Here is a 21,345-nt window from a genome sequence, read left to right on the forward strand (position 1 = left end):
CACGAGAGAACATTGCGATGACCTCTACCCTGAACTCTGACCACGACCGCAACTATCTGATGGCGCTGGATGCTGGTACCGGCAGTATCCGCGCGGTGATTTTCAATCTCGAAGGCGAGCAGATAGCCGCCGGACAGGCCGAATGGATCCATCTGGCGGTGCCGGATGTGCCCGGTTCAATGGAATTTGATCTGCAAAAAAACTGGCAACTGGCCTGTCAGTGTATTCGTCAGGCATTGCAGGAAGCACATCTCCCCGCTTCTGCGATCCGCGCAGTGGCGGCCTGTTCCATGCGTGAAGGGATCGTGCTGTACGACAAATCCGGCGAACCTGTCTGGGCCTGCGCCAACGTCGATGCCCGCGCCAGCCGTGAAGTTTCCGAATTAAAAGAGATCCACGATTTCGAATTTGAACGCGAAGTCTATGAATGCTCCGGTCAGACACTGGCCCTCAGCGCCATGCCGCGCCTGCTATGGCTGGCCCATCACCGCCCCGATATTTACCGTCAGGCTGCCACTATTACCATGATCAGCGACTGGCTGGCCTACATGCTCAGCGGCGAACTGGCGGTGGATCCGTCCAACGCCGGTACCACCGGCATGCTGGATTTAACCACCCGCAACTGGCGACCTGAGTTGCTGGATATGGCAGGGCTGCGCGCCGATATGCTTTCTCCGGTGGCTGAAACGGGTACACGCCTCGGTTATGTCACGGCCAGCGCGGCCGATGCCTGTGGACTGAAAGCCGGAACGCCGGTCGGCATGGGTGGCGGCGACGCGCAACTTGGCACGCTCGGCCTGGGTCTGGTGCGTCCCGGCCAGACCGCCGTCCTTGGCGGCACATTCTGGCAGCAAATCGTCAACCTGCCGGAAGCGGTCACCGACCCCGAAATGAATATCCGCGTCAATCCGCACGTCATCCCCGGTATGGCACAGGCCGAATCCATCAGTTTCTTTACCGGACTGACCATGCGCTGGTTCCGTGACGCATTCTGTACCGAAGAGAAAACCATGGCGCAGCGTCTTGGCGTGGATGCTTACAGCTTGCTGGAAGACATGGCCGCCCGCGTGCCTGTGGGGGCCTGGGGCGTCACGCCGGTATTCTCGGATGCGATGCATTTCAAGAACTGGTATCACGCCGCCCCGTCGTTCATCAATCTGTCCATCGACCCGGAAAAATGCAACAAACCGGTGCTGTTCCGCGCGTTAGAAGAAAACGCCGCCATCGTATCGGCGTGTAATCTGGATATGATCGCCCGATTTTCCGGTGTACGCGCCAGGTCGCTGGTGTTCTCCGGCGGCGGTTCGAAGGGCAAATTATGGTGTCAGATTTTAAGTGATGTGACGGGTGTTCCGGTCAATGTGCCGGTGGTCAAAGAAGCCACCGCGCTGGGTTGTGCGATTGCAGCGGGTGTCGCGGCAGGCGTGTATTCGTCGCTTGCAGACACCGGTGAAGCCCTGGTGCGCTGGGAACGGGAATATCAGCCGGATGTGGCGAACCACGCAAAATATCTGGTGCAGAAAGCCAACTGGCAGGAAGTGTATGCGGATCAACTGGGGCTGGTGGACCGGCAGCTAACGACGTCGATGTGGAAAGCGCCAGGACTGTGAGGATAATTCCGGACTGCCTCCTCCCCTGCGAAGGGGAGGAGTAATCCAAATCTGGCGTTATTTGATACTCGCCATCGGCGGATCCATCGCCACTTTGCCTTTCACTGCTTTGTTCTTCACTCTTCTCGACCACATTGCGGTCAGGATCGGCACCAGAATTGAGGTGACGATAACCGAGGTAGCAACCAGCGCGGTTGCAGCCGGGGCAATCGGTTTGAACTGCGGCACCATTTCAGCAATCAGGACCGGCGTTGCCACTGCGGCCCCCGCTGAACTGGAGGCAGCGAGACCGGCGGTACCATCGCCGCCTCCGATGAATTTGTCAGCGAGGATCAGCGGAATACCGGTGATGACGATAACCGACATCCCCAGCAACACACCTAACAGACCGGTTTGTGCGATGACGTTCAGGTTGATGGTGTTACCGAGTGCGAAGGCGAAGAACGGGATCAGGGTTTGTACCGCTTTGCTGAAGAATTCGCGCAGTTCCGGGTCGAGATTGCCCAGGCTGAAACCGACCAGGAATGGCAACACGGCGCCAACGAAGACGTGCGGTTCAAAAGACGCGATGCCTGCCGTGCCGAGGATCACCATAGTCATCAGCGGGCCGGATTCCAGAGACATCAGCACAAATGCGCCCGCTTCTTCTTTCGTGCCGTATTGCTGCATTACCGAGGCATACAGGCCGCCGTTGGTCATGTCCATTGCAGCCACCAGCGCCAGCACGGAAAGTCCGGCGAAGAAGCCGAATTCCACACCATTTTCCGGCATGAACCGTGATGCTATCGCCGCAACAATCCACGCCACCGCGATTTTGGTGACCACCAACGTGCCGGATTTACGCAACACCGTGCCGGTCGCGCTGAGTTTGATGGAGGCTCCCATGCAGAAGAACCACACCGCCAGAATAGGTACGGTGCCGGTCATCAGCCCGTTGGTGAAGGAACCAAAATATTTGCCCGAATCAGGCGCGAAGGTATGGCACAGCGCACCAATGAAGAGAGGCACCAACATCATCCCGCCGGGGATTTTTTCTATCGCTCGTTTAATGTGCATAATTTTCACCTGATTTAAAAGTCACGGACTACCTGATGCCGCTACGTTATCCATTTCTCAGGGTGATAAAAGTGATTCAACTCATAAATTGAAACGATGTTTCTATTTTTTAGATCGGTAGTTTTAATAATTTACTCCGTCAATATTTAATTTCGGAGAGAAATCACATTTTCGAATTATTTGTCCGAAAATACTTAACACACAAAAACAAAAAAGCCCGCAACAGTTGCCTGTGCGGGCCGGGTATCACGCAAAAATGTCAGCTCAGCGATAAAGTGCCGAACGCCTGACGCCAGTCAGTATCAAACTTTTCAATCGCCGCTTCGACGGCAGGTGTATTAAGTAACTGTTCGGCCACATCCACCGGTAAGGTGATTGACTGACATCCCGCCAGCAGGCAATCCATCGCCTGACGTGGGGTTCGGAAACTGGCGGCCAGCACCTTCGATTGCGGCGCGTGCAGGCTGAGCAAGGTCTGCAACTCTTTGACCATCGCGATGCCGTCACCGCCCTGTGCATCCAGACGGTTCACATAAGGCGCAACGTATTCCGCCCCCGCCAGTGCCGCCAGTAATCCCTGACCTGCGCCATACACCGCCGTGCCCAGCGTCGGGATATTCATGCCCTTCAGCTTTTTAATGGCCGCCAGACCTTCACGGTTTACCGGTACTTTCACGACCAAACCGGACACCCGCTGCGTCAACAACAACGCTTCTGCAACCATTTGTTCGGCGTCGGCAGCAATCACCTGTGCGAACAATTTACCGTTACCCCCCAGCGCATCGCGCAAGGCAGGCAGCACTTCCCACAGCGATTTACCTTCTTTCGCCACGATGCTCGGATTCGTGGTGACCCCCTGCAACGGCAGGATGCGCGACAAACGTTTTACCGCAGTGACATCGGCAGTATCGAGATACAGCTCCATAACTTTCTCCCTGAAACTTGTGAGTGAATGCAAAGTTCAGAGAGTGTACGTCAGCAAGCAGAAGGTTTGTTGATCATCATCAAAATCACTTTCGAATGAAAGTTATTAAATTGCGAAAGAAGATTTTTAGCACCAGGGAGCGTCGAGATGATTTTCAATGTGCAGCGTTATTCCACACATGATGGCCCGGGGATCCGGACGGTGGTTTTTCTGAAAGGCTGTTCCCTGAGCTGTACCTGGTGCCAGAATCCGGAAAGTCGTTCGGCGGCGCCTGACGTGCTGTTCGATTCACGTTTATGCAGCGCAGGATGTCAGCACTGCGCAAAGACTTTTCCACATGCTGTCAGCATAGAACATGACCGCATCGGGATTCGGCATGAACAATTTCAGGCAGAAGATCTCTGTCTGATCGAACAGGTTTGCCCTTCCGGCGCGCTGAGTGTGTGTGGAAATGACGCGGATATTGACGCGCTGATGCAGCAAATCCTGCGGGATAAACCTTTTTATACCCGTACCGGCGGCGGTGTGACGCTTTCCGGCGGCGAACCTTTCCTGCAGCCACAAATTGCGCTGACACTGCTGCAACGTTGCCGTCACGAAGGGCTGCACACCGCCGTGGAAAGTTGTCTGCATGTGCCGTGGAAATACATTGAGCCTTCGCTGGGGGCGCTGGATTTATTGCTGGCGGATCTCAAGCATGTGGCCGATGAACCTTTCCGCCGATTGACCGGCGGTTCCGCCAAAAGAGTGAAGGATAATTTCCGTCGTCTGGCTGCGGCCGGACAAAAGCTCATCGTCCGTGTGCCGTTAATTCCTGATTTTAATGCTGACCGGGCATCCATCCGCCAGATCGTTGATTTTGCGGCGGATGAAACCGGCTGCGAAGCCATTCACTTTTTGCCGTACCACACGCTGGGCATCAATAAGTATGTCCTGCTGGGGCAACCTTATCTGGCGCCACGCCAGCCGTTAAATGACCCTGACCTGCTGACGTTCGCTGAACAATACGCCGCAGAAAAAGGACTTTGTGCACAGTTAAGAGGATAAGAAAAATGACCCAACTGAATCTGAACACCCTTTCCGCCCGTATCCGGTCTCATAAAGAAGCCCTGATCCACATCGTCAAGCCACCGGTATGTACCGAGCGCGCACAGCATTACACGCAGGTTTATCAGCAACATGCTGACAAACCGCTGGCGGTACGCCGCGCGCTGGCGCTGGCTGAACATCTGAGCAAACGCACTATCTGGATCAAACATGACGAGCTGATCGTCGGTAATCAGGCCAGCGAAGTGCGCGCTGCACCGATTTTCCCGGAATACACCGTGGGCTGGATCGAAAGTGAAATTGACGCGCTTGCTGACCGGCCGGGCGCAGGTTTTGCCGTCAGCGAAGCCAACAAAAAAATCCTGCATGAACTCTGCCCGTGGTGGCGCGGGCAGACCGTGCAGGACCGCTGTTACGGTATGTTTACCGATGAGCAGAAAGCGTTGCTCGACAGCGGTATCGTAAAAGCCGAAGGCAATATGACTTCCGGCGATGCCCATCTGGCGGTGAATTTCCCGCTGCTGCTGGAACTGGGTCTGGACGGATTACGCAGTAAAGTGGGCGAGCGTCGCAGCCGCATTCGGCTGACTGACTGGGAAGATTTGCATAAAGAGCAATTGCTGAAAGCCATTGATATCACGCTGGCAGCGGTCAGCGACCACGTCATGCGTTTCTCACAACTGGCACGGGAAATGGCCGCCACGGAAACCCGCGAGCAGCGCCGTAGCGAGTTACTGACCATCGCCGCCAACTGCGACGTCATTGCTCATCAGCCACCGCAAAACTTCTGGCAGGCGCTGCAACTGTGTTACTTCATTCAGCTTATTTTGCAGATTGAATCCAACGGCCACTCCGTGTCGTTTGGCCGCATGGATCAGTATTTGTATCCGTTTTATCGTCGTGACGTTGAGCTGGAACAAACGCTGGAGCGTGATCAGGCCATCGAACTGCTGCAAAGCTGCTGGCTGAAATTGCTGGAAGTGAACAAGATCCGCTCCGGTACGCATTCCAAAGCGTCGGCGGGCAGCCCGTTGTACCAGAACATCACCATCGGCGGTCAGAATTTGCATAATGACGTGGCATCCGATGCGGTCAATCCGCTGTCATACGCCATTCTGGAATCCTGCGGACAATTGCGATCCACCCAGCCGAATCTGAGCGTGCGCTATCACGCCGGAATGAGCCGTGACTTCCTTGATGCCTGCGTACAGGTGATCCGCTGTGGTTTTGGCATGCCCGCCTTTAATAACGATGAAATTGTTATTCCAGAATTCATCAAACTGGGCGTCGAAAAACAGGATGCTTATGATTATGCCGCCATTGGCTGCATCGAAACGGCAGTCGGCGGCAAGTGGGGCTATCGTTGTACCGGCATGAGTTTCATCAACTTTGCCCGCGTGATGCTCGCCGCGCTTGAACAGGGGCACGACGCGAAAAGTCATACCCGCTTCCTGCCGCAGGAACGCGGTTTGTCGCAGGGGAATTTCGATAATTTCGATCAGGTCTTTGCGCAGTGGGATGAACAAATCCGTTATTACACCCGCAAATCCATCGAAATCGAATGCGTGGTCGATACGGTTCTGGAAGAGAATGCGCAGGATATTTTGTGTTCGGCGCTGGTCGATGACTGTATAGAACGCGGGAAAACCATCAAGCAAGGCGGTGCGAAATACGACTGGGTTTCAGGATTGCAGGTCGGGATCGCCAATCTGGGTAACAGCCTGGCGGCAGTGAAAAAGCTGGTATTCGATCAGGGCGTGATTGGCCAGCAGGAACTGGCCAACGCGCTGGCTTCAGATTATGAGGGACTGGACGGTGAACGACTGCGTCAGCGGCTGATTAACGGCGCAGAGAAATACGGCAATGATCAAGACGAGGTCGACAATCTGCTGGTGCGTGCGTATCAGTGCTATATCGATGAACTGTCGAATTATCACAATACCCGCTTCGGACGCGGCCCGGTCGGTGGCACGTATTACGCGGGTACATCGTCTATTTCGGCCAACGTGCCGTTTGGTGCCGCAACTACCGCCACGCCGGATGGACGTAAAGCCTTTACGCCGCTGGCGGAAGGGGCCAGCCCGGCATCCGGTACCGATCATCTCGGGCCGACAGCGGTCTTTAATTCGCTGAGCAAATTACCGACAGAAGCGATTCTCGGCGGCGTACTGCTCAATCAGAAACTGAATCCGGCATCGCTGGAAAATGAAAGCGAACGCGAGACGTTAATGCTAATGCTGCGGACATTCTTTGAGGAACATCGCGGCTGGCATGTTCAGTACAATATTGTTTCCCGCGAGACATTGCTGAAAGCGCGTGAGGAACCGCAGAACTATCGCGACCTGGTTGTCCGTGTCGCCGGTTACTCCGCATTCTTTACGGCCTTATCGCCTGAGGCTCAGGATGATATTATCGCCCGTACAGAACATTCACTTTAAAATTCGCATCTGAATTTAACTTTCAACGGGCGGCGCAGGCTGCCCGTATTTTGGGCGGTTATGAACGACAGACAACAAGTTATTCTGCAATGGGTAAACGATAAGCAGCGCATCAGCGTCAGTGCGTTGTCACAGATTTGTCAGGTGTCAGAAGTGACGATCCGCCACGATCTTACGCTACTGGAACAGCGACATTATCTGCGCCGTGCGCACGGTTTTGCCGTCGCTATCCAGACCGATGACGTGGATACCCGCATGATGTCGAATTTTGCCCAGAAGCAGAAACTGGCGAAGTTTGCGGCATCCCTGATCCAGGACGGCGAAACGGTATTTTTCGAAAGTGGCAGCAGCATCGCCTTGCTGGCGCAATATCTTGCCGATAAGAAGAACCTGACGGTGATTACCGTCAGCGGTTATGTCGCCTCTTTGCTGAAAAGTATGCCCTGTGACGTGGTTCTGCTCGGCGGGATGTATCAGAAAACCAGTCAGACGGTGGTCGGCCCGCTGACCAGAATGTGTCTGCAACAAATGAATTTCAGTAAAGCGTTCATGGGCATCGACGGCTTCACCGATACCACCGGCTTTACCGGCCGGGACATGTTACGTGCTGATGTGGTGAATGCGGTCGTGGCTAAAGGTGCGGAAAATATCGTGCTAACGGATTCATCGAAATTCGGTCAAATAAATCTTAACCCGCTGGGGCCGGTCAGCGCCTTCAGCCGGGTCATCACTGACGACAAATTATCCCCTGAATATCAGCAGCAACTTTCCGCTGCCGGGATTAAGGTCAGCCTGGTCGGCTGACCTATCCTTATCTGTCTCCCCCGATAATTCGGGTTTCAGGGGATTATTGGCCGTAGTAGGCATTCTTGCCATGTTTACGCAGGTAATGCTTATCCAGTAATTGCGGCTGCATATCCGGCAACTGCGGCGTTAACTGGCGGGAGAAAATGCCCATGTAGGCGACCTCTTCCAGCACGACGGCGTTATGCACGGCATTATCGGCATCTTTCCCCCAGGCAAACGGCCCGTGCGAATGCACCAGTACAGCCGGAATGTCTGCCGGCGACAGATGTCTTTCCGCGAAGGTTTTAACGATGACTTCACCGGTCTCCCATTCATAACGTCCGGCGATTTCCTCTTCGGTCATCAGCCGCGTGCAGGGAATGTTGCCGTAGAAATAATCCGCGTGCGTGGTGCCCCAGGCGGGAATATCCAAACCGGCCTGCGCCCAGATGGTTGCGTGGCGCGAATGCGTATGAACAATACCCCCTGCTTCGGGGAAATTCAGGTACAGTACCCGGTGGGTATCGGTATCGGAAGAAGGCTTTTTGCTGCCCTCGACGATTTTGCCGGTCTCCAGTTCCACCACCACCATGTCGTCCACGCCCATGTGGTCGTATTCCACTCCCGACGGTTTAATCACGACCAGCCCAAGTTTACGGTCAACGGCGCTGACATTTCCCCAGGTAAAGGTCACCAGATTATGGCGAGGCAGTGCCAGATTGGCCTCTAATACCTGCTCTTTCAGTTGCTTTAGCATCTTGGTTTCCTCTTATTACGAGGCTTTATTGTCTGGGTGACGGGTGTGTGCAGGTATGGGGGAAATCGCTAAAGAGTGCGTACAGATCTGCTGCAAACGTAAAAGTGCCCATTTGTTCCACAAACCGTTGAATGTTTGTCCAGCTTTTTAGTCTTTTGTGTGGTGAGAAAGAGCATCCTTGGTGAATTAAGATTATTCACCTAGTGAATGTATATCAATTTCACTATTTTTAATTAACGGATGCACAACTGCGTCTGGATAGGAGAAAAATTATGATGCTCGTGAATAAACGTGTTGCCAGTATCGCACTGGTTCTGACTCTGGCAATGTCTGTCAGCGCTTGTGGTAACTGGTCTAAGCGTGACCGTAACACCGCAATCGGTGCGGGTGCAGGTGCGCTGGGTGGTGCAGTTCTGACTGACGGCAGTACCTTAGGGACATTGGGTGGCGCTGCAGTGGGTGGTATCATCGGACATCAGGTCAGTAAGTAAAACAACCGGGAGATAAGTTCTATTTAACTGGCATAAAAAACGTAAGCGTTAAGCAACGAATAAAGCTAAAAATAGGATTGGGTTGTTTTTCAGGTCAACTTTATTGTCATCAGATGGATGACAAACAACGTGCTTTCGCGTTGTGATATCTCTAAAAGCTAAAGCAAGATGCTGCACCTTTGCGGATGCAGCATCTTATTATAAACGGTCAGTGATCGTTTACAGACAGGTCAGCCCCCCGCCAGTTTCACTTTCATGCCTTTCGCTTCCAGCAGTTGTTTAAGCAGATCGCGTTTGTCGCCCTGGATCTCAATCACGCCGTCTTTCACCGCACCGCCACAACCGCATTTCTTTTTCAGTTCGGCAGCGAGTTTTTCCAGTTCAATATCATCAAGACTGACACCGGTGATCAGGCACACGCCCTTCCCTTTGCGCCCGCTGGTCTGGCGCTGAATACGCACAATGCCGTCACCTTTCGGACGCTCAGCCACGACTTTGGGCTCATCGATTCTGCCGCTGTCGGTCGAATACACTAAACGGCTGTTGCTGTCATTGTTCATGGTTTTTCCTTCTTAGCGCAGTGATGCCAGAATTTCACGCAGGGTCTGCGCCGGATCGGCAGATTGCGTGATCGGCCGGCCAATCACCATGTAATCCACGCCCGCCGCCAGCGCTTCCTGTGGCGTCATGATGCGACGCTGATCATCGGCTTGGCTGCCAGCCGGGCGGATACCCGGCGTCACCAGTTTGAACGCCTGCCCGAGAGCAGATTTAAAACGGGTCGCTTCCTGCGCGGAACACACTACGCCATCGAGGCCGCAGTCGCGTGTCAGGCGCGCCAGACGTTCAGCATAATCAGCCGGAGAAAGTTCAATACCTAAATCCGCCAGGTCATTGTCTTCCAGGCTGGTCAGCACCGTGACGGCTATCAGTAAAGGTGCATCTTTTCCAAACGGTACCAGCGCTTCCCGTGCCGCCGTCATCATGCGCGCACCGCCGCTGGCATGCACATTCACCATCCAGACACCCAAATCTGCCGCAGCAGCCACAGCGCGCGCAGTAGTGTTAGGGATGTCGTGGAATTTCAGATCCAGAAAGACGTCGAAACCGCGGGTCTGCAGATCTTTGACCATCTGCGGACCAAAATGAGTGAACATCTCTTTGCCAATTTTCAGACGGCAATCACGCGGATCGATTTTGTCAGCAAACGCCAGTGCGGAGGATTTATCGGCATAATCGAGAGCGACAACAATCGGTGAAGTATTTAATTCTTTGTTGTTAGTGTTATTTTCGGACTTCATCTCGTCAGCCTCTTGTCAGTTTTTACGTCAGGAAGAAATAATATAATTTTTGCCGCCGATATTTTACATGGCAAACCACTGAATTCACAGCTACACCTAATGTGACAGTTTTATTAAATTTTTGTGATGCACTAGACGATGCAACAAGGCTGGCTTAGCTTGTTACTTTTACTCTAAGGAAAGGCAGAAAAATGAGTGAGATAACAACCCTGACCGTTAAAATTCCGGTTGAATTGAAAGAACTGATCAAAAACGCCGCTGCGGAAGCAGAACATTCATTAAGTGCAGAAGTTGCGGCACGCCTGGAAGAGAGTTTTAACCCTGCTGCGCCCAAAGGTAAAAAAGCCGCTAAAGCCACAGAACACGAAATTGATAATCAGCATCTTGCAGAAGAGACTGAACCCGCGCTGACCACCAAAGAAATCAAGAAATTGCGGACGTTGCTTAATGCCCGCAAGGCGAGCAGCAAGAAGAAGTAAGAGTCGATTTAAAATATACTGCGGTTTCCCCTAAATAATTCACGTTGCAGGAAGGCGACAAACGCATCTGCAACCCGAAGTATGACGGGGAAACTTATTGGCCATCCAGGCCCCGGATTGGCTTTATCGTCGCCCAGCCACGGCATGACGGGCAATGCCAGTAAAGTGAATGCGCGGTAAAGCCGCATTTATGACAGCGATAGCGTGGCTTTGTCCGGATCTGTTCACCCACCATATCCCGCAGCAACACCAGGCTCTCTTTCGCACGCCCTTCTTCCGCATCCGCCAGATGGTAATCCATCAGGTGATGAAACACGCGCATGGTCGGATGGCGTTGCAACTGACGGTTGATATAGTTTTGCGCGGTCTCACGCCCTTCTTCATCCTGGATGATTTCGGCCAGCATCAGTTCTGCTGTGGCGCCGGTATTTTCATCCACACAACGCCTGAGAAACTCGGCCCATGCCAGCGTATCGTCAAGATTCTGGTAACACTCCTGCAGCATCGGCAACGCTTCGCTGACCAGCTCTTTATCCTGCTCCAGCACCCGCTGTAAGGCCTCTGTCGCTTTGCGGTAATCGCCCTGCGCCAGTAAAATCCGCCCCTGCATAATGGAGACACGGGCACAGAGTTTGTCCGCTGCCGCCGCCTTTTTCAGCAAGCCGGTCGCCTTATCGAAATCTTCAGACACCATTGCCTGCAATGCCAGTTCACACCAGAAATGCGCAATTTCTTTACGGCGGTTTTCTTTGCCGAGCTTGACCAGACGTTCCGCCACATCAATGGCGTTCTGCCAGTCGCTGGTGGCCTGATGAATAATCAACAACTGTTCCAGCGCAAACAACTGGAAATCCTGCTCTTTCACCAGCTGGTTGAACATGTCTTCCGCACGATCATAGAAACCGGCAGCCATGTAATCACGACCCAGTTGCTGTACGGCGAGCAGGCGCTGTTCGAAAGTCAGCGAAGCACTTTCCATCAGCGACTGGTGGATACGGATCGCACGATCGACTTCACCACGGGAGCGGAACAGGTTGCCCAGAGTCAGGTGCGCTTCGACTGTACTGCTGTCCTCTTTCAACATTTCGAGGAACAGATCGACCGCTTTATCCTGCTGATTGGAAAGCAGGAAGTTAACCCCCGCGACGTATTCACGCGACAGGCGGTTAGCATTTTCCTGTTTGTCCTGCTGAGAACTTCTGCGCCCCATGTACCAGCCATAGGCGGCCGCAACGGGCAACAACAGAAACAGCAGTTCTAACATAGAGGGTTATTCCTTGCTGACATCGTAAGATGCTGCTGGCGGCGTAACGACAGCCGCGGGTTCAATTTGCTGCTCCAGGCGTTTGATTTTACGCTGGGCGCGCCCCAGAGACAGACGTACACGCAGGTAGAACAAACCACAGATTATCCAGCCAAGAATAAAACCGGTAGCGAACAGCACAGCAAGCAGTGTCGAAACACGATAGTCACCCTGTGCCAGCAAATAATTGAAGGTCACAGTCTGATCGTTATGGGCACCCAGAGTGATAGAAATCACAACGATGACCAGCAAAAATAAAAAAATCAGCAGATATTTCACATTCATTCCTGTAATGCCGGGTGTACCGGATGAATTATGCCAAAAACTCGCGTCCCGACCTAATAAGTTAGCATTTCCGAACAAAGCAGGGAAACATTGCGGAGGGTTTAAATGCCGTCTGTAGCAACTTCATTCGACTTTAGTGTGGTGTCGTGACCACCACGACAATGAAGGCTATGGAATGTATATGGGGATGAAAACCATGAATTAAAGGGTTCACCAGGAACCCCCTGAGATTTCAGACGGTAAGAAATCAAAAAACCGGGATTATTCACGCTCGCTGATTTCCTGGTTTTCTGCTGGTGGTGGCGTTAGCGGCCCGACATAGCGCTCCGTCAGCCAGCAGGCCAGCATTACCAGGATCCAGCTGATGCCCACAGATGCCATCAGGTCGCGTGGCCAGTGCATGCCGAGCATCAGTCTGCTGCCCATCACCACCACCGCCCACACCATCAGCACGGTGACCGTTTTATAGTGTTTACGCCGCCACAATAACCCGACACCGAGTAAAGCCCAGGTTGCGGCAAACATCGTGTGGCCAGAAGGGAATGCGTATCCCGTGTCGTTCTGCCAGCTTTTATTCAGCCAGTGCGGGATTTGCACGTTGTCGCCCAGCACCTCTTTCACCTGCCGGGCACGCGCTTTACTTTTCCGGGCATAAAATTCATCGACGTTCATCTGATGATCCGTCCCCAGCCATGCGACATACGGCCTGGGTTCGCGGACTTCGGCTTTGATAAAGTCTTTAACATACTGACCGGCCAGCACTGACAAGGTGATGATCACCACCAGCCCGATGGCTGGTTTAAGCCGAAATCGCAGGCACCACAGAAACCAGCCACAGAGGATCACAGTCGTCATGATTCCCCATGGTTCACTCACCGTTTCCGTGACCCAATAAAGCGGACGCAGCACGGCGGGATTACCACCCGGTGTCCACGTCCAGCCGCTTATCCACACCGCTGCGGGCATCAGTAACAAAAGAACAGCCCCGAGAGCGGTGCGCCTGGCGATATCAAACATAGTCGTCCCTTCAGTCATGCGTAAAAAGAGTTGGAGTGTATCAACGTTGTGATTGCTTAACATTCCTTTAGCGTGAGTTGTTGAAGAAGCGGTTATAATTCATAAGTTATGAACTAATCGTTCAAATATTCCCGCTAAAATGTGACCCAAACTGTGGCAAAATGATGCCCTGTCGTGATGGAAAGGCACCGATTCCCTATCCAGAGGCCGCATCAGAAAGTAGGATGCGCATCAACAAGTAAAATACTTACTGTAAATAAAGACTATTTGTGGTTTTTTTGGAGCATAAAATGCAGCTGAAACGGGTGGCAGAAGCCAATCTGCCAACACCTTGGGGCGATTTCCTGATGGTGGGTTTTGAAGAATTGGCCACCGGGCACGACCACCTGGCGTTAGTTTTTGGCGACATCACCGGTGAAACGCCGGTTCTTGCGCGCGTTCACTCCGAATGTCTGACCGGTGATGCCTTATTCAGCCTGCGCTGTGACTGCGGTTTCCAGCTCGAAGCCGCACTGAATCATATCGCCGAAGAAGGTCGTGGCATCCTGATGTATCACCGTCAGGAAGGCCGTAACATCGGTTTGCTGAATAAGATCCGCGCATATGCCTTACAAGACAAAGGTTACGACACCGTCGAAGCCAACCATCAGCTTGGGTTCGCCGCAGACGAACGCGACTTCACGCTGTGCGCCGACATGTTCAAATTGCTGGGTGTCGATTCCGTACGCCTGCTGACCAACAATCCGAAGAAAGTCGAAATTCTGACTGAAGCCGGTATTAACATTACAGAACGCGTCCCGCTGATCGTCGGCCGTAATCCGGAAAACGAACGCTACCTGTCGACCAAAGCCGCCAAAATGGGCCATCTGCTCGACAAGTAAGGATTTATAGTCCGATCCAAATATTAAGGGCACCTTAAGAAGGCGCCCTTTTTTATTGGCCGGAGAAGCGGTTTTACAGCATTTTGCGGATCACATAATGCAGAATGCCGCCGTTCTGGAAATAGGTCAGTTCGTTGCCGGTATCGATACGGCAATGTGCATCAATTGTTTCAGTATGACCATCAGCAAACGTGATATGCACTGCAACATCCTGCCTCGGCGTCAGGGTTTGTAACCCGCTGATGCTGATCTGTTCATCGCCCGTGAGTTTCAGCGTTTTGCGCGTCACACCCTGCGGGAACTCGAGCGGTAAAATCCCCATCCCGATCAGATTCGAGCGGTGAATACGTTCGAATGATTCTGCGATAACCACACGTACCCCAAGCAGACGTGGCCCTTTCGCCGCCCAGTCACGGCTTGAACCTGAACCGTATTCTTTACCGGCAATCACTGCGGTCGGCACACTTTCATGCTGATAGCGCATCGCCGCATCGTAAATCGCCAGTTGGTCCTGCGACGGAATATGACGCGTATATCCGCCCTCCACGCCCGGCACCATTTCATTTTTGATGCGAATATTGGCGAACGTCCCGCGCATCATCACTTCATGGTTACCGCGCCGCGAGCCGTAGGAGTTGAACGCTTTCGGCTCGACGCCGTGCTGGGTCAGATACAAACCAGCCGGACTTTCGGCCTTGATATTCCCGGCAGGTGAAATGTGGTCGGTGGTCACTGAATCCGCCAGAATCGCCAGAATTCGCGCATCTTTGATGTCTTCCAGCGCATCAGGTTCCGCCTTCATATCACTGAAGAACGGCGGGTGGCGGATATAGGTGGAGTCTTCCTGCCAGGTATAGGTCGGCGTGCCTTCGACCTGAATCGCCTGCCAGCTGGCATCGCCGTTAAACACCTCGGCGTACTCTTTATGGAACATTTCCGTGGTCACCTGCGCAACCGCATTAGCGATATCGTTAGCCGACGGCCAGATATCTCTCAGGTAAACCGGCTTGCCATCAGCACCTTCACCCAGAGGATCCGTCGTCAGATCGACGTTCATATTACCCGCCAGCGCATAGGCCACCACCAGCGGTGGTGAGGCTAGCCAGTTGGTTTTAATCAGCGGATGAATACGCCCTTCGAAGTTACGGTTGCCGGAAAGCACGGCCCCGACGGTTAAATCACCGGCCTTGATCGCCGACTCAATCGGTTCCGGCAACGGCCCGGAGTTACCGATACAGGTCGTACAGCCATAGCCCACCAGATTAAAGCCCAGCTTCTCCAGATGCGGCATGAGACCGGCGGCATTAAGATAATCGGTCACCACTTTGGAACCTGGTGCCAGTGAGGTTTTCACCCACGGCTTACTGGCCAGACCTTTTTCGGCGGCATTCTTCGCCAGCAGACCAGCGGCCATCAGCACGCTTGGGTTTGACGTGTTGGTACAAGAGGTGATTGCCGCAATCACTACCGCGCCGGTGGTCAGCGCATAATGCTGCCCTTCCAGCGTGAAACTTTCTTTATCGCTGCGCCCCGGCTTGCTGTTACCCAACTCCAGTTCAGTCGCCGCTTTGAACGCTTTCGGCACATCAGGCAACGCAACGCGATCCTGAGGACGTTTCGGCCCCGCGAGGCTCGGCTCAACGTCTCCCATGTCCAGCGCAAGCGTACTGGTGAAGACCGGCTCGTCACCGGCGTTACGCCATAAACCCTGGGCCTGCGAATAGGCTTTTACCAGATCGATTTGTTCGTCGCTGCGGCCACTGAGCTTCATGTAACTCAGTGTCACATCATCCACCGGGAAGAAGCCGCAGGTCGCGCCGAATTCCGGCGACATATTAGCGATGGTTGCGCGGTCAGCCAGCGGCAAATCGGCAAGGCCATCACCATAGAACTCGACAAATTTTCCTACCACGCCGTGTTTGCGCAGCATCTGGGTGACCGTTAACACCAGGTCCGTCGCGGTAATGCCTTCGCGTAATTTACCGGTCAGTTTGAAACCCACAACGTCCGGGATCAGCATGGAAACCGGCTGTCCGAGCATTGCGGCTTCGGCTTCGATACCGCCGCAACCCCACCCCAGAATCCCCAGACCGTTAATCATCGTGGTATGTGAATCCGTTCCGACCAGCGTGTCGGGATAGGCCATCGTTTTGCCATCCTGCTCTTCGTACCAGACGGTTTGTCCAAGATATTCCAGGTTGACCTGATGACAAATACCCGTGCCAGGCGGCACTACGCGGAAACGATTGAAGGCTTTTTGCCCCCAGCGCAGGAACTGATAGCGCTCGTTGTTACGCTCCATTTCGAGACGAACGTTCTCACCAAACGCCTCATCATCACCGAATTCATCCACTGTGACGGAGTGGTCGATGACCAGATCAACAGGCGACAACGGGTTTACCTGTTCGACATTCCCGCCGAGGCGTTTTACCGCCTGGCGCATCGCGGCCAGATCCACCACGGCAGGTACACCCGTAAAATCCTGCATCAGTACGCGCGCCGGACGATAAGCAATTTCGCGGTCGGCATGACCGGTTTTCTGCCATTCGACCAGTTCCTGTAGATCGCTTTCTGTGACAGTGTCACCATCAACGTGGCGCAGTAAGTTTTCGAGTAAAACTTTGAGGGATTTTGGCAGGCGCTGAACATCACCCAATGTTTTGGCAGCGAGTGGCAGGCTGTAGTAGTAAAATTCTTTCTCCCGGACTGCCAGCTTATCCAGACTGTTCTTGCGAATAGACGACATAGCTTCTCCTTTAGCGCTCAGCGTGGCCATGAGTAATAACCCGCTGGCTTATAAGTGCATAGTTAAAGATAACACAAATTATCGTTAACATTTTTATAACAGCTCAAACTGATCATCAGGCAAAAAAAATCCCGCCGCTTCGGTGAGGATGCGGCGGGATCTCAGGGAGATAAAAATAGAGGATGACGACTTATTTTGTCGGCAGCTTAATGTCTTTGAACATTTCTTCAATGTCTTCGTTGGAGCGCAGGGAAATAGCGGTATCAACCACATCACGTGTCAGGTGCGGCGCAAAGCGCTGGATAAAATCGTACATATAGCTGCGCAGGAATGTACTGCGACGGAAACCGATTTTGGTGGTGCTGTAGGTGAAAATATCACTCGCATCCACGGTCACCAGATCCGGATCCTGAACCGGATCCACTGCCATGCTGGCGATGACACCGACGCCCAGCCCCAGGCGGACATAGGTTTTGATGACGTCAGCATCGGTGGCGGTGAATACAATGCGTGGCGTCAGACCGGCGCGGTTAAACGCGGTATCCAGTTCTGAACGGCCAGTGAAGCCGAAGGTATAGGTCACAATCGGATAAGCTGCCAGTTCCTCAATGGTGACTTTCTCTTTACCTGCCAGCGGATGATCAGGCTGAACCACCACGGCACGGTTCCAGTGGTAGCAAGGCAGCATGATCAGATCGTCATACAGATGGAGCGCTTCGGTGGCGATAGCAAAATCCGCATTGCCCTTTGAAACTGCTTCAGCAATCTGCGTCGGCGACCCCTGATGCATATGCAATGAAACGCGCGGATAACGCTCGATAAAGCCTTTAATCACATTCGGTAAGGCATAACGCGCCTGCGTATGCGTCGTCGCGACATACAGCGAACCTTTGTCCGGATAGGTATGCTCACCAGCAACAGCTTTGATCGCATCCACTTTAGACAATACTTCACGGGCAATACGGATGATTTCCTGCCCTGCCGGCGTGACCTGTGTCAGATGTTTACCGCTGCGGGAAAAAATCTGGATCCCGAGTTCATCTTCCAGCATCCGCACTTGTTTGCTGATCCCAGGCTGCGACGTGTACAGGCCTTCTGCCGTCGAACTGACGTTCAGATTGTGATTAACAACCTCTACGATGTAGCGCAGTTGCTGCAATTTCATATCTCATACCACCCTGGTTTCAAACCCTGTCGCCATCCCTGTTCATCCGTTGGCTGAACAGTCTGGAAATGATTTTTTATCGACTACCGGAAGTCTGTGAACGCACCGTTTTTATGCCCCAGACGCATTAACTTATTACTTAAGTGCATAAGAATAAATTTTATATAACAATTATATCCATTATTAGCGTCATGTATACCCGAAGAACATAACGATAATCGAGGACTGTCGCAGACTGATAATAAAAACACGCATAACTCCGCGATGATAGATCTTAATGCAATAAAAAAACCAGTCCGGAAGACTGGTTTTTTACAACTGCTTAACAGCTTAAGGTATGACGGCGATAATTATTTTTTGCCTTCGACCCACTTACCGTCGACAAAGAAAGCGGTCCAGCCAGTGGCTTTGCCGTCTTTTTCTGAAGATACATACTGCTGCTTGGTTTTACGGCTGAAACGCACCATTGATTTATTGCCTTCCGGATCGGCCACCGGCGCATCGGCCAGATAGCTGAGTTTTTCCGGCAAGCGGTCTTTGAAGCGCTTCAGTTCCTCCACCAGCGGCGCACGGGTTTCGCGCGATTTAGGGAACGTGTTGGCAGCCAGGAATACCCCTGCCGCACCGTCACGCAGCACGAAATAGGCGTCTGATTTCTCACACGGCAATTCCGGCAGCGGAACCGGATCTTCTTTCGGCGGCGCAACGTCACCGTTTCGCAAAATCTTACGGGTGTTTTTGCATTCGTCGTTGGTACAGCCCATGTACTTACCGAAACGTCCCATTTTCAGGTGCATTTCAGAGCCACATTTTTCGCACTCAACAATCGGGCCGTCATAACCCTTGATGCGGAACTCACCCTCTTCGATTTCATAGCCATCACATTCCGGGTTGTTACCACAAACATGCAATTTGCGCTGATTATCGATGAGATAGCTGTCCATCGCCGTGCCGCATTTGACGCAACGACGTTTCGCACGCAGCGCGTTGGCTTCGGCTTCATCACCTTCCAGAATGTTCAGCACTTCGGCATCAGCAATCAGGTTGATGGTGGTTTTGCAGCGCTCTTTCGGCGGCAAGGCGTAACCGGAACAACCGAGGAACACGCCAGTGCTGGCGGTACGGATCCCCATCGGACGTCCGCAGGTCGGGCATTCAATGCTGGTCAACACCATCTGATTCGGGCGCATACCGCCTTCTTCCGGGTCTTTCTCAGCAGTTTCCAGCTGCTTACTGAATTCAGTGAAGAATTCATCCAGAACGGCTTTCCATTCCGCCTTGTTGTTGGCGACCTGATCCAGCCCGTCTTCCATACGTGCGGTGAAATCGTAGTTCATCAATTCACGGAAGTTATCTTCCAGACGATCGGTAACGATTTCCCCCATTTTTTCTGCGTAGAAGCGACGGTTTTCAACGTGAACGTAACCCCTGTCCTGAATGGTCGAAATGATCGACGCATAGGTAGACGGACGGCCAATGCCTCGTTTTTCCAGTTCTTTAACCAGAGACGCTTCGCTGAAACGCGCAGGCGGCTTGGTGAAATGCTGGGTGGGCAGCAGTTGTTGCAGCTCCAGATCCGTACCCACTTCGATCGCCGGCAAGGTTCTGTCTTCGTCGCCTTTACGCAACGCCGGCATGACTTTGGTCCAGCCATCAAAACGCAGCGTACGACCTTTGGCGCGCAGAGAGTAATCACCGGCTTTAACCGTCAGCGTAGTGGAGTCGTACTGAGCCGGTGTCATCTGACAGGCCACAAACTGACGCCAGATTAGCTGATACAGACGTTGAGCATCCGCTTCCATATCTTTCAGTTGTTCTGAAATCACGGCCACGTCAGAAGGACGAATCGCTTCGTGCGCTTCCTGAGAATTCTCTTTATTGCTGTATTGCAGCGGCGCTTTCGGCAGGTATTTATCACCAAAATTCTCGCCAATATAGCCGCGCACCATTTCCACCGCGTCCTGACTCAGGTTAGTGGAGTCCGTACGCATATAGGTAATGTGACCGGCTTCGTAAAGACGCTGGGCCATCATCATGGTTTTCTTCACACCGAAGCTCAGACGCGTACTGGCCGCCTGTTGCAGTGTGGAAGTAATGAAAGGCGCACCCGGCTTGCTGCTGGTCGGTTTGTCTTCACGATCCACCACGGTGTAACGCGCTTTTTCAAGCAGCGAAACGGCCGCGTGAGTTTGTTCTTTATTGACCGGTTTGAACGGTTTTTCGAGATGATGCGTGACTTCCATTTGCAGCGCGGTTTCTTTCTTCGCCAGCAAATCCGCATGCAATTCCCAGTATTCTTCCGGCACGAACGCTTTGATTTCTTTCTCACGCTCGACGACCAGACGCACCGCAACGGACTGAACACGACCTGCGGATAAACCACGGGCAATTTTCTTCCACAGCAGCGGAGAAACCATGTAACCCACCACGCGATCCATGAAACGACGCGCCTGCTGAGCATTCACACGATCAATATTCAGTTCGCCCGGTTCTTTAAAGGCGTTTTGAATCGCGTTCTTGGTAATTTCGTTAAAAACGACACGGCTGAAACGTTTGTCATCACCACCAATCACTTCCCGCAAATGCCAGGCAATCGCCTCTCCTTCGCGGTCAAGGTCGGTTGCGAGATAGATGTGGTCAGCTTTTTCCGCTAACGCTTTTAACTCAGCAACAACTTTTTCTTTACCCGGAAGTATTTCGTATTGTGCTTCCCAACCGTGATACGGATCGACGCCCATGCGATTAACCAGCGCGGTTTTCTCATCCTTTTTTACTTTTTTCTTTGTTTTTTCTTCGGTTGAGTCGGCGGTCTTTTTAGCAGCGGATCCACTGGTCGGTAAATCACGGATATGACCAACGCTGGACTTAACAACGTAGTCATTTCCTAAATATTTATTAATCGTTTTGGCTTTTGCCGGGGACTCAACTATTACGAGAGCTTTGCCCATAATTACCTTTACCTGAATGATTCTTCATCATCTGAAGAAGATTTTGTCTAGTTATGCCGCGGCACAATATCACGTCTTTTTTTATATTGCGGCAGTGAGTCAGAACGTCA

General features: G+C 52.8%; 18 protein-coding genes. 7 read left to right on the forward strand and 11 right to left on the reverse strand.

Annotated features, from left to right (window positions below; all coding sequences use genetic code 11):
• The first annotated feature begins 17 nt into the window (after nt 1-17).
• On the forward strand, nt 18-1,610 hold the full coding sequence (gene lsrK / locus AC1DUO_RS11870; protein WP_013575895.1) for an autoinducer-2 kinase: 1,593 nt from the start codon (nt 18-20) through the stop codon (nt 1,608-1,610).
• 57 nt (nt 1,611-1,667) lie between these two features.
• On the opposite strand, the gene kdgT is transcribed toward lsrK, so the two are convergent.
• Nucleotides 1,668-2,666: a 2-keto-3-deoxygluconate transporter gene (gene kdgT, locus AC1DUO_RS11875; RefSeq protein WP_013575896.1), complete on the reverse strand. Its 999-nt coding sequence runs from the start codon at nt 2,664-2,666 to the stop codon at nt 1,668-1,670.
• A gap of 259 nt (nt 2,667-2,925) precedes the next feature.
• Nucleotides 2,926-3,591 carry a fructose-6-phosphate aldolase gene (fsa, locus tag AC1DUO_RS11880; RefSeq protein ID WP_015690058.1) on the reverse strand — a complete coding sequence of 222 codons (666 nt, stop codon included), beginning with the start codon at nt 3,589-3,591 and terminating at the stop codon, nt 2,926-2,928.
• 147 nt (nt 3,592-3,738) lie between these two features.
• Between fsa and AC1DUO_RS11885 the strand changes: the two genes are divergently transcribed.
• From AC1DUO_RS11885 to AC1DUO_RS11895, 3 genes are read left to right on the forward strand one after another with little or no spacing between them, the layout of a single operon-like run.
• The gene (locus tag AC1DUO_RS11885) at nt 3,739-4,638 is read left to right on the forward strand and encodes a glycyl-radical enzyme activating protein (protein ID WP_015690059.1); all 900 of its coding nucleotides are present in this window, start codon (nt 3,739-3,741) and stop codon (nt 4,636-4,638) included.
• Nucleotides 4,639-4,643: 5 nt separating this feature from the next.
• Nucleotides 4,644-7,076: a formate C-acetyltransferase/glycerol dehydratase family glycyl radical enzyme gene (locus AC1DUO_RS11890; RefSeq protein WP_119261740.1), complete on the forward strand. Its 2,433-nt coding sequence runs from the start codon at nt 4,644-4,646 to the stop codon at nt 7,074-7,076.
• Nucleotides 7,077-7,136: 60 nt separating this feature from the next.
• Nucleotides 7,137-7,880: a DeoR/GlpR family DNA-binding transcription regulator gene (locus AC1DUO_RS11895; protein ID WP_015690061.1), complete on the forward strand. Its 744-nt coding sequence runs from the start codon at nt 7,137-7,139 to the stop codon at nt 7,878-7,880.
• 43 nt (nt 7,881-7,923) lie between these two features.
• On the opposite strand, the gene araD is transcribed toward AC1DUO_RS11895, so the two are convergent.
• Complete coding sequence (araD, locus tag AC1DUO_RS11900) at nt 7,924-8,619, reverse strand: L-ribulose-5-phosphate 4-epimerase (protein ID WP_015690062.1); 696 nt, start codon at nt 8,617-8,619, stop codon at nt 7,924-7,926.
• Between the two features lie 272 nt (nt 8,620-8,891).
• Between araD and osmB the strand changes: the two genes are divergently transcribed.
• Nucleotides 8,892-9,110, forward strand: coding sequence for an osmotically-inducible lipoprotein OsmB (gene osmB, locus AC1DUO_RS11905; protein WP_013575902.1), 219 nt, complete (start codon nt 8,892-8,894; stop codon nt 9,108-9,110).
• A 230-nt stretch (nt 9,111-9,340) separates the two neighbouring features.
• Here the strand turns inward: osmB and yciH are convergent, their stop codons facing one another.
• The gene (gene yciH, locus AC1DUO_RS11910) at nt 9,341-9,670 is read right to left on the reverse strand and encodes a stress response translation initiation inhibitor YciH (RefSeq protein WP_037034463.1); all 330 of its coding nucleotides are present in this window, start codon (nt 9,668-9,670) and stop codon (nt 9,341-9,343) included.
• A gap of 12 nt (nt 9,671-9,682) precedes the next feature.
• Nucleotides 9,683-10,411, reverse strand: a complete 729-nt coding sequence (pyrF, locus tag AC1DUO_RS11915) for an orotidine-5'-phosphate decarboxylase (RefSeq protein ID WP_119261741.1) — start codon at nt 10,409-10,411, stop codon at nt 9,683-9,685.
• A 191-nt stretch (nt 10,412-10,602) separates the two neighbouring features.
• On the opposite strand from pyrF, the gene AC1DUO_RS11920 reads away from it, so the two are divergent.
• Entirely contained in the window at nt 10,603-10,890 is a 288-nt protein-coding gene (locus AC1DUO_RS11920) for an Arc family DNA-binding protein (RefSeq protein ID WP_015690064.1), read from the forward strand.
• A 94-nt stretch (nt 10,891-10,984) separates the two neighbouring features.
• Here the strand turns inward: AC1DUO_RS11920 and lapB are convergent, their stop codons facing one another.
• The 3 genes from lapB to pgpB all read right to left on the reverse strand — a co-directional run bounded on the left by lapB (nt 10,985) and on the right by pgpB (nt 13,495).
• Entirely contained in the window at nt 10,985-12,154 is a 1,170-nt protein-coding gene (gene lapB, locus AC1DUO_RS11925) for a lipopolysaccharide assembly protein LapB (protein WP_013575906.1), read from the reverse strand.
• Nucleotides 12,155-12,160: 6 nt separating this feature from the next.
• Entirely contained in the window at nt 12,161-12,472 is a 312-nt protein-coding gene (locus AC1DUO_RS11930; protein WP_013575907.1) for a LapA family protein, read from the reverse strand.
• Between the two features lie 267 nt (nt 12,473-12,739).
• A complete protein-coding gene (gene pgpB / locus AC1DUO_RS11935) occupies nt 12,740-13,495 on the reverse strand; it encodes a phosphatidylglycerophosphatase B (RefSeq protein ID WP_013575908.1) in 756 nt (251 codons plus the stop codon).
• Nucleotides 13,496-13,785: 290 nt separating this feature from the next.
• Between pgpB and ribA the strand changes: the two genes are divergently transcribed.
• A complete protein-coding gene (gene ribA / locus AC1DUO_RS11940) occupies nt 13,786-14,376 on the forward strand; it encodes a GTP cyclohydrolase II (RefSeq protein WP_015690066.1) in 591 nt (196 codons plus the stop codon).
• A gap of 73 nt (nt 14,377-14,449) precedes the next feature.
• Here the strand turns inward: ribA and acnA are convergent, their stop codons facing one another.
• From acnA to topA, 3 genes are all read right to left on the reverse strand, one after another.
• Nucleotides 14,450-17,122, reverse strand: a complete 2,673-nt coding sequence (gene acnA / locus AC1DUO_RS11945; RefSeq protein WP_477987455.1) for an aconitate hydratase AcnA — start codon at nt 17,120-17,122, stop codon at nt 14,450-14,452.
• Nucleotides 17,123-17,312: 190 nt separating this feature from the next.
• A complete protein-coding gene (gene cysB, locus AC1DUO_RS11950; protein WP_013575911.1) occupies nt 17,313-18,287 on the reverse strand; it encodes an HTH-type transcriptional regulator CysB in 975 nt (324 codons plus the stop codon).
• A 350-nt stretch (nt 18,288-18,637) separates the two neighbouring features.
• Nucleotides 18,638-21,235, reverse strand: a complete 2,598-nt coding sequence (gene topA, locus AC1DUO_RS11955; protein ID WP_013575912.1) for a type I DNA topoisomerase — start codon at nt 21,233-21,235, stop codon at nt 18,638-18,640.
• Nucleotides 21,236-21,345 lie beyond the last annotated feature (110 nt).

The sequence above is a fragment of the Rahnella sp. P4_A8 genome (assembly GCF_056402435.1).